This is a genomic window from Candidatus Hydrogenedentota bacterium, assembly GCA_012523015.1.
Taxonomy (GTDB): Bacteria; Hydrogenedentota; Hydrogenedentia; order Hydrogenedentales; family CAITNO01; genus JAAYBJ01.
Genome location: JAAYJI010000236.1, coordinates 16,506 through 31,025, shown reverse-complemented (window position 1 = coordinate 31,025; position 14,520 = coordinate 16,506). Strand labels below are relative to the sequence as shown.

The 14,520-nt window shown below is 49.5% G+C and carries 12 protein-coding genes; 3 read left to right on the top strand and 9 right to left on the bottom strand.

Translation table 11 applies throughout. From position 1 onward, the window contains the following. Positions 1 to 23 precede the first annotated feature (23 nt). Positions 24 to 1,346, top strand: coding sequence for a phenylacetate--CoA ligase (locus tag GX117_10180; GenBank protein ID NLO33704.1), 1,323 nt, complete (start codon positions 24 to 26; stop codon positions 1,344 to 1,346). Between the two features lie 19 nt (positions 1,347 to 1,365). On the opposite strand, the gene GX117_10175 is transcribed toward GX117_10180, so the two are convergent. From GX117_10175 to GX117_10145, 7 genes are all read right to left on the bottom strand, one after another. Then, entirely contained in the window at positions 1,366 to 2,709 is a 1,344-nt protein-coding gene (locus tag GX117_10175; protein NLO33703.1) for an FtsX-like permease family protein, read from the bottom strand. Further along, positions 2,696 to 3,391 (bottom strand): ABC transporter ATP-binding protein, encoded by a 696-nt coding sequence (locus GX117_10170; GenBank protein NLO33702.1) that lies wholly within the window; start codon positions 3,389 to 3,391, stop codon positions 2,696 to 2,698. The genes GX117_10175 and GX117_10170 overlap by 14 nt, the downstream gene beginning before the upstream one ends. Then, on the bottom strand, positions 3,391 to 5,202 hold the full coding sequence (locus tag GX117_10165) for an HlyD family efflux transporter periplasmic adaptor subunit (protein ID NLO33701.1): 1,812 nt from the start codon (positions 5,200 to 5,202) through the stop codon (positions 3,391 to 3,393). Before GX117_10165 ends, GX117_10170 begins: the two co-directional genes overlap by 1 nt. Positions 5,203 to 5,400: 198 nt before the next feature. Beyond that, entirely contained in the window at positions 5,401 to 5,883 is a 483-nt protein-coding gene (locus GX117_10160) for a hypothetical protein (protein NLO33700.1), read from the bottom strand. Between the two features lie 5 nt (positions 5,884 to 5,888). Further along, positions 5,889 to 8,078, bottom strand: a complete 2,190-nt coding sequence (locus GX117_10155; protein ID NLO33699.1) for a DNA translocase FtsK — start codon at positions 8,076 to 8,078, stop codon at positions 5,889 to 5,891. Between the two features lie 192 nt (positions 8,079 to 8,270). After that, positions 8,271 to 8,687, bottom strand: coding sequence for a hypothetical protein (locus tag GX117_10150; protein NLO33698.1), 417 nt, complete (start codon positions 8,685 to 8,687; stop codon positions 8,271 to 8,273). A gap of 205 nt (positions 8,688 to 8,892) precedes the next feature. Further along, positions 8,893 to 10,065, bottom strand: coding sequence for an FprA family A-type flavoprotein (locus GX117_10145; protein NLO33697.1), 1,173 nt, complete (start codon positions 10,063 to 10,065; stop codon positions 8,893 to 8,895). A 238-nt stretch (positions 10,066 to 10,303) separates the two neighbouring features. On the opposite strand from GX117_10145, the gene GX117_10140 reads away from it, so the two are divergent. After that, positions 10,304 to 10,720, top strand: coding sequence for a hypothetical protein (locus GX117_10140; GenBank protein NLO33696.1), 417 nt, complete (start codon positions 10,304 to 10,306; stop codon positions 10,718 to 10,720). Here GX117_10140 and GX117_10135 read toward each other — a convergent pair. Both GX117_10135 and GX117_10130 read right to left on the bottom strand, forming a co-directional pair. After that, complete coding sequence (locus GX117_10135; protein NLO33695.1) at positions 10,717 to 11,628, bottom strand: hypothetical protein; 912 nt, start codon at positions 11,626 to 11,628, stop codon at positions 10,717 to 10,719. The genes GX117_10140 and GX117_10135 overlap by 4 nt on opposite strands. Positions 11,629 to 12,147: 519 nt before the next feature. Beyond that, a complete protein-coding gene (locus GX117_10130; protein ID NLO33694.1) occupies positions 12,148 to 12,969 on the bottom strand; it encodes a hypothetical protein in 822 nt (273 codons plus the stop codon). A 457-nt stretch (positions 12,970 to 13,426) separates the two neighbouring features. Between GX117_10130 and pdxA the strand changes: the two genes are divergently transcribed. After that, positions 13,427 to 14,452 (top strand): 4-hydroxythreonine-4-phosphate dehydrogenase PdxA, encoded by a 1,026-nt coding sequence (gene pdxA, locus GX117_10125; protein ID NLO33693.1) that lies wholly within the window; start codon positions 13,427 to 13,429, stop codon positions 14,450 to 14,452. The last annotated feature ends 68 nt before the right edge of the window (positions 14,453 to 14,520 follow it).

The following is a 14,520-nucleotide window of genomic DNA, read 5'->3' as shown; positions in this document are numbered from 1 at the left end:
CCCTTCTCAAAAAGGTCTATTCCATGAATGATTTTGTTGTGGACAACCAAATCTTAGATCGTGAAGAACAACTGTCGCGCGAAGAAATGGACGCACTGCAACTGGTACGTCTTCGTGAAACAGTGGCACGGGCCATGAAAGTTCCTTTTTATAAAAATATTTTCAAGCGCGACGGCATTACTCCGGAAAGTATCAAAAGCTTAGATGATTTAAAGCGGCTGCCCTTCACCACTAAAGAGGACATGCGTGATTATTATCCTTTGGGCTTGTGCGCCGTAGATCGCAGCGAACTTGCCCGTATTCACGGTTCTTCCGGAACTACCGGTAAGCCAACCTTTGTGGGGTACACGCAAAAGGATTTGGCGATGTGGGCGCAGATGTGCGCGCGCTTCCTTTATGCCGGCGGATTACGTTCCTGCCACACCGTCCAAGTTTCTTTTGGTTACGGGCTCTTTACCGGAGGCTTTGGACTGCATTACGGCATTGAAAAAATCGGCGCATCCATCATCCCCGTATCTTCGGGAAATACGGCGCGTCAAATCCATATTCTTCAAGACCTTCAGGCCGACGCCTTGATCAGCACGCCCAGTTACGCCCTTAATATTGCGGAAGTGGCGCGCTCCATGGATATTGATCCTCGGAGCCTTTCCCTGCGCTTTGCCCATTTCGGCGGCGAAATGTGGACTGAAGATATGCGCCACAAAATAGAAGCTGAAATGGATCTTTACGCCTTCAACAACTACGGTCTTTCCGAAATCATCGGGCCCGGGGTGAGCGGCGAATGCGCAGCACGGACAGGCATGCATATCCAAGAGGATCATTTTTTGGTCGAGTGTCTTCACCCTGATACGCTGGATCCTGTCATGGACTTCGAATACGGAGAGCTGGTCATCACAGCGCTGACTCGCGAGGCGATGCCCATGATCCGTTATCGTACCCGCGATATTGCCACACTAGACGCAGCGCCCTGTATTTGCGGACGCACCACGCGGCGCATGTCCCGTGTAATCGGCCGTTCTGATGATATGCTCATTATCCGCGGCGTCAATGTATTTCCCTCCCAAATTGAAGAAGCCCTATTTAAAATGGAAGGACTGTCTCCCCATTATCTTATTGAAGTATCGCGCCCGGGAACCTTAGACGAAGTAACCGTTAAAGTGGAATTGTGTCCCGATGTCTTCTCCGACAAAATGAGTGATATGCAGCTGCTCCGCGATCAGATCGTACGGAGAATACAGGCAACCACGAATATACATACCCGTGTCGAATTGGTTGGTCCCCAGACGCTGGAACGTTCTACGGGCAAAGCGGTGCGCGTCGTGGATCTGCGGGGCAGACAAGGATAAGGCACACCCACCACCTGGATTATTCGTGGCGCAGTGCGTCCACCGGATCCATGTTCGCTGCGCGTAAGGCGGGATAAATACCAAAGACAATCCCAACGAAGCAGGAGATGGAAAAGGCGAGCATAGGCGCCCATGGCGTGACAATGGTCATCATGTGTGCGAAATAACTGATCCCCAAAGGAATGGTAACGCCGATAATCACGCCGATGAGTCCGCCTGTTCCCGACAAGATAACAGTCTCAATCAAGAACTGGATGATAATGTCGCGCTTCTTGGCTCCCAAGGCGCGGCGTATACCGATTTCTCGGGTGCGCTCAGTCACGCTGGCAAGCATAATATTCATAATGCCGATACCGCCGACTAAAAGAGAAATGGCGGCGATGGCGCCCAGCACCGTATTAAATATTTGCTTGGTTCGTTCTGCCTGCCGCAGCAGTTCCAAAGGAACGACCATCTCATAATCACGGGTGCGCCGTTGACTAGACAGAATACTGTCTATGACCAAAGCCGTTTCTTCCACGTCTTCAAGGCGGGCAACCTGCACAATCGCTTCATGAAGTTCCACCCGTTCCGCTTCAAAGGTACCTTGGCTTTGACGAACCAAGGTTTCACCAAAGCGATTCTTCGCCGCTGTCAAGGGGATGTATACCCGTGGCGCGTATCCGTTGCCGCTGCCGTTTTTCGCATTGTCCCCTTCTTGATTATTTCCCGAGGCGCCGGCGGAAACAGAGGCTTCCGATTCTACGACACCAATCACTTTGTAATAATCGGAGCCAATGCGCACGTTGTGGTTGATCGGTGTGGAAAGCGGGAAAAGGCGATCAGCCACCGAGGTGCCGATTACGCATACATTTTCATAGCCGTCAAATTCAATGTCCGTAAAAAAACGCCCTTCCGTGATCGCCAGTTTACGTATATCAAGATACCACGGCACGACGCCGATGATCTCAGCATCAACGCGTCTGGTCGCATTCCACACATGATTTCTGATGATCCGCCCCGGCGCAAGGACCCGCACACTCGGGATCGTGTCTTGGATACGCTTGATATCATCATACCGTAATCCATATTCAGAGATACGGCTTTGTTCTGTGCTGATACGTTCCGTTTCTGTTGGCTTGATACTTTTGAGAATAATGTTTTGGCTGCCCAAACGGCGGATCTGTTCTTGTGCCTCATAGCCCGCGCCTTCTCCCACAGCAAGCATAGCAACGACGGAGCACACGCCAAAGACGATACCCAACATGGTAAGCATCGAACGCATACGATGGAGCCAGAGCGTTTTAAAGCCCAAGATGATGGCACGGCGCATTTTTCCCAATGCGAAAAGGGAGCGTAGGCTTTTTAGTCTAGTGGTGGACATTGCGCACATCCTCCTCCAGACAACCATCACGTAAGCGCACAATACGATCTGCACGCAATCCAATATCAGGATCGTGGGTTACCATGATAATGGTCTTTCCATTTCGGCGCAGTTCATCAAAGAGTTCTAATATTTCTACGCCTGAAGCAGAATCCAGATTTCCCGTCGGTTCATCTGCCAGCAATAAAATTGGGTCATTGACCAAAGCACGGGCAATGCCGACGCGCTGCTGCTGTCCCCCGGACAGCTCCATAGGCTTATGATGAATCCGCTGTCCCAAGCCCACACGTTCCGCCAATTTTAAAGCGATGCTGCGGCTTTCATGGGCATTTCTGCCCTGATAATAAAGGGGCACTTGAATATTTTCCAGCACATTCAGTTGTTGGATAAGGTTGTAGGATTGGAAAATAAAGCCGAGACGCGCTCCCCGTATCTCGGACAAAGCATCATCATTGAGTGTAGAAACATCCTGTCCGCCAAGGCTATACATCCCTTGTGAAGGGCGGTCAAGACAACCGCGCACGTTCAGCAAGGTCGATTTCCCGCAGCCACTGGGGCCCATAATGGCGACATATTCACCCTCATCAATTTCCAGATTGAGATCATGCAGGGCGTGCAGAATCGTATCCCCCATTCGATAGGTTTTCGTGACGCCCTGCAATGTAACAATATTTCGCGCCATTATACGGTACCGCTCTCAGCAGCAGGCGCCGCCTCTCTTCTGCCTCGACCGCCGCCGCCTCTTCCTTCGCCGCCGCCGCCGTCACCACCGCCGCCTTCAGGAGGCGCCGGTGACACGCCCGGGGCTTCGGACTTTTCTTGGTTATTGCGGCCGTTTTTTCCGTTTTCCGAAGCTTCTCCCGAACGCTTAGGCGCACGGAGCAATACCTGTTCACCGGGCTCAAGACCTTCGGTAACTTCAATAAAAGAAATATTGTATTCTCCCGTTTGTACAACACGTTGCTCGGTGCCCAAGATAGTGGCAACATAACATACCATTTTACCATCGACCATTTGCACGGCATTCACCGGAACCTGCAGGGCATTGTCGATGGTGGCAATAATAATTTCTGCTTCTGCACTCATCCCCGGTTTGAGCCAGTCCACCTCATCATCAATATGGATGATCGTGCTGTACACTTTTAAGTCGGGACTCAGCCACCGGTTTTGTGAATCGGGCAGCACGCCGATACGATGGATCACGCCGGTCAGTTGTTGATTCGGATAGGCATCAACTTTGATGCGAGCCCGCTGTCCCGGCTTAACTTTTGTCACAAAGGACTCATGCACTTGAACGCGCATCGCCATAACGGAGGTGTCGGGAATCGTCAGCAAGACCTGCCGTTCACGAACGGATGCGCCCTCTTCGATAGGATCTGCGCGGAACCCGCGTTCCCCTGTGCCATAAACGACCAAACCCGGACGCGGCGCACGAATGGTACACTTTTCAATTTGAGTCGTCAATTCCTCTCTTTTCCGTGCTTGCAATTCATGGCGCGCTTCAGCGGAATTCTTCTTGGCAAGACTTTGTGCAATTTTTGAATTGGCAAGCTTCTGAGCACGCACGAGTTTACGCAGCGATTCTTCATAATCAGAAAGCAACTGCTGCGCCATTTTCGGGAACTCATATTTAATGTATAAGTCACGGTTCGTGTCAGCCGATTGACGGGCGATAAGTCGGCGATTGTATCCGCTTTCTTCGGTGTCCAATTGGGTCTTCATTACGAATTCCCGTTCGTAAAGCCGCTTGGTACCTTCCAGTTTATTTTCCGCCAAACCGAGATCTTGATTCGCCAATTCCAGATCGTCTTCGAGTTGTCTAAACTTTTGGCGTGCTTCGCCGTCTCCTAATTTCTCAGGATCGGCGTACTGTCCGAAATCAATAGAGACCACATCTTTTACCGCTTCTGCTGCTTTCTCTTCAGTAGCCACAAGTCCCAATTCATCGAGCAGCTTTTCGCACAGTCCAACGCCCAGATATTTTTCCGAATCCATTCGTGAAAAGTGTACGGCTAATTCCGCCGTTTTTATGTCACTTTCATTTTGATTTTCTTGGATGGCGTACTCTTCACTCGCTTCTGTAAATGCGGCGAGTGAGCTTTGGTAATCCAGCTCCTGCGTTAATTGACGATCCACCAAATCTTTGGAATCGAGCTCAATCAGAATTAATCCCTGCTCCACATCTTGCGGTGTGATTAAATAGCCCTCATCGATGAGCGTCAGTATTCGTGTGGTTCCCTGCACTTCCGATTGGATTTGCAAGGAGTCTTTCGCCTCAATGCTGCCCCCTTCCAAAACAGTGATCTCCATGGGCCCGGCAAAGGCGGTGAAGGTAGCGCCAACAGCAAGGTTGTGGGATCGTTCTCCAAAATAGCCGCTGATGGCAAGGACAACAACAAGAATGATACCGATGAGGCTAAGCCACAGGATCATTTTTTTTCGAATAAATCCGATGCGGGAGGCTGCGTGAAACGTGTGGTTTTTTCGTGTCATAGTATAATCATGCCGCCTTAAAGGCAGACATCCTTTCTTCTCACCCCACCGTTATGACTCCCTCAGAAGGGAAAAATGTTTCACAATATAGCGGATAATCAGCATGCAGAAAATTGCGGATTAAAAATAGTACGGCCTGATAGAATGGAGCGTGTATTTAAGGTGTGAAGGAATGAATACGGCGATGGAGATGAAGCACTATAATTCTTCATTAAAATGTATCGGTGCTTCAATCGCTTCGGCACCGGCTTCGACACGGCTTTTCCAAGAATCAGCAATGGGTTGAATAATCGTGGTGTAGGCGAGCCAGCCTAATAACAGGAAGGCGCAGACGGTTCCCCAGTTGATGAGTTCATTGAGCCGCCGCGAACGCGCCATGTCCACAGCCTTGGATTTGTTGAAACCTTCGCCGCGTTGGAAGGGACTGTTGACTTTTAAATTGCTGTCACAAAGGAGATACTTATCACAGAAGGGTTCGGGATCAAGATTTAAAAAACTACAGTAACTACGTAAAAAGCCCAAGGCATAGGCACGCCCCGGCGACTTGTCTATACGCCCGGATTCGAAGGCCTCGATATATTCAATGGGAACGTGGATCTCTTGCGATACTTGTTGCAAACTACACCCAAGCAGTTCCCGTTGCTCTTTCAAGACCGCGCCAGGAAAGAGTAGCTTTTTCATGTACCTTATTCCTTCATCGTTGTTGCCACGAGTATTTCACGAGCTTTGCTGCCCGTATGGGGCCCCACGATGCCTTTTAACTCCATCATATCTATCAAACGTGCAGCCCTAGTATACCCTACTCGCAACCTTCTTTGCACCATTGATATCGATGCCTGCCCTGTATCTAAAACGACGCGTATGGCATCTTCCAATAGCGGGTCTTCGTCTTGCTCCAAATCTTCTAAAGGATCTTTATTTTTCCCAAAGTTTTGTATTTCATCCCGGTATTGCGGCGGCGCTTGTTGTTTAAGATAATTGATCAAATCTGTCATCTCATCGTCGCTTACGAAAGCGCCTTGGATACGCACGGGTTTAGATTGACCTTTAGGCAAATACAGCATATCGCCCATGCCGATCAGGCGTTCAGCACCTATTTCATCCAGAATACACCGGGAATCCACGCGCGAAGAAACTTGAAAAGAAATTCGCGCAGGGAAATTGGCTTTAATTACCCCCGTAAGCACATCTACCGAGGGACGTTGTGTGGCAATTATAAGATGGATACCCACGGCGCGGGCAAGTTGGGCAAGGCGCATAATCGCCTCTTCAACATCACCGCGCGCGAGAATCATCAAGTCCGCCAACTCGTCTATTATACACACAATATAGGGTAATTTTCGAACTACATGGAAGGATTGGGGAGCCGAATGCTCTGAAGAGCCCTCCATCTCTATTTCGCCGTTTTCAACACTGTCATTGTAAACTTCAATATTACGTACGCCCAAGTCCGTGAAAAGATGATAACGCTCTTCCATTTCAGTGATGAGCCATTGCAAAGAGGTCGCCGCTTTTTTAGGATCCGTCACGACCGGCGTGATCAAATGCGGAATGTCATTGAAAATTGACAACTCAACCATTTTCGGATCCACAAGCATCAATTGCAATTCATCGGGGGTGTGTTGATATAAAAGACTTGCCAACAGGGCTTTAATACAAATGGTTTTACCCGCGCCCGTAGCCCCCGCCACCAGTAAATGGGGCATTTGTGTCAGATCAGCAATGCACACCTCACCGGCAATATCTTTGCCCAAGGCTAAATTTAAACCGGTACTGCGTTTATTAAAGGCTTTGTGTTCCAAAAGTTCGCGAATGACGACGGGATCCCGCTCGTCATTGGAAATTTCAATACCGACACGGCCTTTTCCCGGTATGGGCGCTTCGACACGCACCCCTTTGGCTTTCAAAGCGAGGGCAATATTATCGATGAGCTTCGTAAAGCGGTTTACCAAGGTGCCCGGTGCCGGCTCCAGCTCAAAACGGGTTACCGTCGGCCCTCGGCTTACATGGGTTACCTTGGCTTCAGTATTAAAGGTGGCGAGACAGGCTTCAAGTTTTGTCGCCAAATTACCCAATTTCTCATGGAGATTTGGGATAATTTTTCGCGTACCATGTTTAAATAGATCCAGCGCCGGCGGCGTATAGCGGGCAGGATAGCTGTTCGTTTCCGCCAACGCTGCTCCCGCCTCTTTTTTTCTGCGCAGACGTGTAAATCCTGCGGGACCTTCCTTTTGACCCGTGCTCACAGCCGCACCCTTATGCAGACCGGCATTCCGGAGGGCAGCGCTCGTTTCCTCGCTTTTTTTTCCTGCCGCGGACGCTTCTACTTCATCGCCGCCTGTAGAATAAAGAAGCCCGCCCGTCTCTTCTGTAAGGGCTTCTTCATCTCCCATCCCCAATGTTTCATCGAGAGCAGCGCCGTCATCAGCAGAAAAATCCAGATCAGGAATTTCACCAAAAGGACTGTCCTCTGTGGAGAAATCGCTGTCGCTCTCTTCCGTCTCCGACTCTGTTTCTTCAAAATCATCGGGAGTGTAGGTCTCAATGATGGGCGCTTGGGAGGGAACATCCTCCTGATCTATCAACTCAGGCGCGGCTGTGGACTGCGCCGGAGCGGCGGGCACTTCTGTTTCTGAATCAAAGACTTCTTCTTGGAAGTCCTCTTCCAAAATCTGCGCGTACTTTCCTTTAGGATTGTCCTTCATCTCAACGGTAACCGTTTCCACCGTAATTTGCGGCAGCAGAAAACGCAGCACTTTACGGGTTCTTCGAAACCATTTTTGGGGAGGTTCCGGCGGAAAAGCGCCTTCGGGAATCTGTTCACAAAAATCTGTAATAGGAGTCAATGCGTCGTCCTGCGCCTTAGCTGATTTCAATCCGCTAATCTTTAGCAAGCCTTTCCAAATCAGGGAAAGAAAAAGCATGCCGCTTTTTGCGATGATACGGAAAGAAGTACCCGTAACAGTAGAAAATATGGTTCCGAGACCTCCCGTGGAAAGGAAAAAGCCTATCAGTACCAAGGCACTCCACATGAAAACGAAGAGCCAAAAATTTTGATCTGTAACATGTTATGTGAAAAAGGAACCAAAAGCGCCGCCCACGCGATCCCCTGCCGCATTACTAAAAGGGATCATCTCGATGAAACTGGCGCCACTGATAACACATAAACTGAGCCCCAAAAACCGAAGCAAAATAAAACCGAAAGGCCTGTTTGCAATGAGTCTCAATGCCCATAAAAAAGTAATGGCATAGATGATGTGGGACGCATCTCCAAAAAAGATGACTAGAAGACCTGCGATTGTCGCCCCGACGGGTCCCAACCAATTTACAGCAGGCTCAACGCCGATCATGGTGTTATCAGCGTTTTGTTGGGAATAATCATAATCAGACAGCAACGCAAAAAAAAGCGCAAGGCTGACAACGAGTAAGATAACTCCCCACAAAAACCGTTTGACTTTTAGACTGACTATTCCATCTTCATCCACTGTCAAATTCTCCCGTGGCTGCGGCTAAATCATCAGACTCATTCTAGCAGATGCCATGGAGAATTGCAACTAAATGTTGTGGGTGGTGCTGCACACAATCCCTACATATTGCGCTTGTGACTCTAAACGCGTGTAATAAACAGGCTTAGCCCTTACGGCAGCGGGCAAAGAATTTCGGGCTCAAAAGAGAGCAGGCAGCCGATAATCAATCCAATTGCTGATGCTTTTCATTGATCGCCGCTGCCAAGGCATCAAGATGCGCCAACGCTTCTTTTCTGGGCACTCCTTTGCACATGACCGAGTCAAGCACTTCTACCTTAAGATTGGGGATGAGCGCAGCAATCTGTTCAATTGCTTTCGTCCCCCATCCATAAGACCCGATAATGGCGGCATAGCGCAGCTTTGGCTTCAGCATGTTGGCAAGGTGGGTGGCCGCGTAAACATTGGGATGGGGTCCAAAATGAACGGTGGGCGTGCCGATAACGATCGTTGCTGCATCCACCAGTGCCATGGCAAGATTACCTATGTCGGTAACGGTCAAGTCAAAAGGTTGGACTTCAATACCGTATTCAGCCAGAATGGAAACCAAATAGTTGACCATGATTTCCGTGCTGCCGTGCATCGAAATATAGGGGATAACCACTTTGTTGGCGACAGCGTCAGAAATCCATTCTTTGTACGCATTTAGAATCAGGTCGGGATTGTCATACAAGGGACCATGACTGGGCGCGATACAGTTGTAATCATAGGCGCTCAATTTGGTGAGATGGGTGGCAATGATTTTTCGGAAAGGCATCATGATTTCTGCATAGTAACGTTTTGCCGCCACCACCACATAGGGATCGTCACCGGCATACAAGCGTGAAGTGGCGAGATGAGAACCGAAAAGGTCACAGGAGAATAAAATCTTATCCTCAGGCAGATAGGTGCACATTGTTTCCGGCCAATGTACCCAAGGTGTATGAATAAACTTGAGTGTTCGATCGCCTAGAGAAAGTTCTTCTCCGTCAGCAACGGTTCGGATACGTTCTTCGGAAATGTCCAGATGATCCAAGAGCAAGTCTTTCGCTTTGGGCGTACACAATAAAATGGCATTGGGATATTTGTTTAAAACTTCCGGTATCACGCCCGCATGATCCTGTTCGGCGTGCTGTGATATGAAATAATCAACTTGTTCAACAGGTTCAAGCTGGCGCATCAGCACCGAAGCCATCGGCGGATCGACGGCATCAATTAAAACGGTTTTCTCGGATCCCTTGACAAGATAGGCGTTATAGCTGGTGCCATCGGGCAAAGGAATCAGCGAGTCAAAAAGCCGGCGGTTCCAATCCACAGCCCCTATCAAACTTACACGATCACAGATCTGTCGCGATTTCATATTTACGTTCCTTTCTTCGTATAGCGTCGTATACTCTTCTCTTTTTTAAAGCCTAAGATCACCCTTTACTGTGAAAGCACAGGCAGGATTTGCACATACTCGAACAATACGCAATAAATCCTTTTCATTGAGTGTTCTGCTTTTATGGCGTGTTAAATAACACTAAAGTTTGAATTTTACCCTCAATAAACGTTAAAGTAAAAGGGTAGAAACAACTGTCAATAAGGAATGATATCATATGGAGTCTTTACGTTGCCCACATTGCAACGAAATCGTTCAGCATAAAGACGGAATGCCGAAAGAGATCATCACTGTTTTCGCGTGCCGCCACTGTGAAGAACTGTCCGTACTGTTTCGCGACAAAATCATTCCCTTAAAAAGGCAGGTCCTCGAACATGGTACCCTGGATGAAAAGAAAGAACATCTGGCAGAGGTGATCGCCGCTTTCCTTGAGTCAGGGTCTATTTCCTTTCCGCCCGCAGGCGGACGACCTACCATCCCTCCCTCCATAAAACGTATACTGGAGAATAAATATCACAAGCGCTTACCAAGAACGCCAATTTCAGATCAAGAGATGGATCAGTTTATAAAAATCGATCTGGAGTGTTTGGATAATCCTGATTATTTCAGACGTATCTTTGGTTCTAAGAACTAAACTTTCTTGTCGAAATAAATCGTTGCGCTTCGATCTTCAGCCGTACCTGCCGTGTATTCATGCCCCGGGATAAGGGATTGCTTCGCGAAATCTTGGTTGCTCAGTCCCTGTGTTTTTATGCTGATGTGATCGTCATAAACAGAGACCACCCTAAACTCACTGGGATACTCCGGCAAAGCAGCGGTGCATACGTACATCACCTCCCCGTATTCCATAATCGCATTGGTATGGGCATGCCCGGAAAACACAATTTTGACCTGGTGATGACGCTTTAAAAGGCTCACCAACATATCACCATTTTCTAAGGCGCCGGCGAATTTATAATCAGGTTGGCTGAAGCGTTCTTCCAAAGAAAAAACAGGGTAATGGGTGACCACGCAAACAGGTTCCTTGGGAAAGGCAGACAATACACTTTCAAGCCAGACAAATTGTTCGGGCGGCAGTGCCCAACGCGGCGGCGCCTCCTGCTCATCCTCTTGTCCTTCATCCTGTATTTCTTTAAAAGGCATCATGGATCCGTCACGCCAAAGCCACCAAGGATCCAACACACAAAAGCGAAGATTTTTATGAAGAAAACTGTAGACGGTGTTGCTCGTCGGCAAACGATGGGCGTAGGCTTCTAAAAACCAGCCTCGGGATTCCGGACTGAAAAAATCATGATTGCCTCCCGCCGGATAGTAGGGCCGCCCGAGGGTGTCCAGCATATTCCGTGCGTGAAATACGGCTTCCCGCGTGTTGTGACTGACAATGTCCCCCGTAACCAATAAAAAATCGGGGTTGAGCGTTTTCAAATCTCGTTTCAGACACGCCATGATGTCCGGCATCATGGAGCACAGAAAACGATTGTTCCAAATCCCATTCTGTTCACTTGCCAAATGCGTATCTGTTAATTGAATAAATCGCCACATAGCCGCGAGCCGTTTCGTATGGATACTTCATTCACACAGGGTAAATACTTGAACAGTACAAATGTTTTTTCAATTGTCCTTCACCCTACACCTTGATTGTACCCTATCGACAAGGCATCGCGTCAATCTTAATCGGCGGTTCAAAAAAATTAGGACGGAACCCTATAAAAAATAATGCCCCCGCTAAGGAACGTATACGGAAACACTATTTTTTCTTTCTTAACAACAGGCTGGTACCAACGAAACTTGATCCTACCCAAGGAAATAGGTCAACAGCAAAAAAACTGCTGTACTTATACGGTTATCTTGTCTGCATTTCCCGCGGTCTTAATCACGTCTGCCGTCTCGGAGATTTCTTCTTGTACCGGAGCAGCGGAATCAAAAACATAGGGAAGAGAGTCGGGGTATGTGCACAGAGACTCGAATTCTCATCATTCTCGTAGAACCATCATAAAATGCGGCCGCAGGAAGGGGATCCCGCGGCCGCCGCATTATTCGATTTCAACAAAGATTCTCAGCTTATTTTGTGGAGGGTGTGCCGTACTGACAGGCATCGCTTCCAACTCCCGTGCGCATGCCACAGCCTGCGCCGCGACCCATGCCATAGCCCCTACCGCCGCCGCCCACACCCCTTCCCAGGCCCCTACCACCGCCGCCACGCCCCATGCCATAGCCTCCGCCCGCTCCGCCACCCATGCCTCTGCCTACGCCACGGCCCATGCCGCTCCGTCCACCGGCAGCCCAATTATCACAAATACCGTCACCATCTGCATCTACAAAGTTGTCGTTAATACCGTCGCCGTCAGCGTCGACAAAATTGGGACAAAAGATTCCTCTGCCCCGTCCATCCATTCCACGGCGTTCCTTCCATCGATCACAGATACCGTCCCCGTCGGCATCCACAAAGTTATCGTTAATACCGTCGCCGTCAGCGTCGACAAAATTGGGGCAGTCTACACCACGGCCACGGCCGCCAAGACCCAGCCGCTGCGGTCTTCTATCGATAATGCCGTCTCCGTCCGTGTCTATGCCCACATCAGCATTTCTGAAACGGCCATAGCCGCCGCCGGCGCCCCTGCCGCGTCCCATTCTTTGCCCATAACCGCGACCGGCGCGATTCTGCCAATAATCACAAATACCGTCGCCGTCAGCGTCCACAAAACGATCACAAACACCGTCACCGTCAGCATCTACAAATTGCGGACAATTGTAAGCACGACCTTGACCGCGCACAGCGGGCGCCGTCTCTGTTCGGTCGGTGTCTTTCTTGCCTTCTGCCCAAGCGAACCCGCTTATCACTAGCATTAGGACCAACACAATTTTTAAATGTTTCATAGTCATAACTGACTCCTTTCTTGCCTTACCGGCATCTTAAGTTTTTCTTCTTCTAAGCTTCTGAATAGTAATGAGCAAGATACATGCCATCTCTCTATTCGGCTCTCTTATCGCTGCTGTAATGACAACCACAACCGAAGGTTCAAGCCATTTTACAAGGGGAAAGCCCTTATGACCGTAATTTTCTGCAATAGTGTTTTGTATTTTGAAGCTTTATAGGACGCCGCACTTGCATGAAGCGTCTGCAAAATCCGGAACCCCGTCTATAGGAGGCTGCAAAATTTGCAGGGCACTTCAGTAATTACCCGGAAAGATAATACTCGTGTTAGAATGAACCATTCGTTATTTAGGACATTCAAGAAGCCTTAACAAAAACAGTTCGGCTGTCGAGACAAGCACACCTGAACATAGGTTTATCCGGTGCGCCTGACAAAGCAGCAATCTGTCAGAGGAGTGCCCTACCATGCAACAGGATAAGAAACCGGTTTTAATTCGGCCTATACTTGGCCTGACTATGGGTGATCCCAACGGCATTGGCCCGGAAATATTGGCCAAAGCTTTATCGTCTCGAAACTGGCAAGACTGCTGTCTGCCTCTGGTGATCGGCGATAAGGCGGCTCTGGAAAATGCGGGCAGAACAATACGTTCCATGCCGCCCCTCTACGAGATTACCGACGTCAAAGAAATTGATTTGTCTTCTCCCGCTGTACCCATCATGAATGCAGGCGCTCCCGCTCCCGCAATCCAGCCGGGCGTACTGGATCCGGAAGCGTCGCGCTCAGCGGCAGTGTGGATTGAAAAAGCCGCGCGCCTCGCCATGGCAGGACAAATCCACGGCGTCGTAACCTGTCCGGTCAACAAAGAGGGACTCCTTCGTTCCGGCTCTAAATTTCCCGGCCACACGCCCATGCTTCAATCCATTGCCGGCGTAGAGCATTGCCACATGAGTCTTTTCCATGAACGCCTTCGCATTGTCCATATTTCCGCCCATCTATCCATGGCGGAAGCGGTGGCGGCCGTTAAAAAAGATCTGGTCCTTCAAGCCATTGAAATGGGATATGACACCCTATGCCGATTGGGCTTTCCCCATCCCCGTCTGGTGCTGGCAGGCTTGAATCCCCATGCCGGAGAAGGCGGTGCTTTCGGCCGCGAAGAGATCGATGAAATCCGACCGGCCGCCATGGAAGCCAGAAACCGCGGTATCGATTGTGCAGGACCCCTTGCGCCCGACACCGTATTTAATCGCGCGTATAATGGAGAGTTCGATCTGGTCATCGCTATGTATCATGATCAGGGACATATTCCTTTCAAATTGGTTGCCATGGATGATGGTGTCCATGTGACCTTGGGGCTGCCCTTTATCCGCACCTCACCGGATCACGGAACAGCCTATGATATTGCTGGAACAGGACGAGCCCGAGAAAACAGCCTGTGTGCCGCCATGAACCTGACGGCACAGTGGGCAGCGACGCGGATGAAAGAGAAATAAGAATCTCTATGACATCGCAAAGGCTACAGTTTTTTCTCAATCATGGTACTCCTGTAAACAGAAGTCGT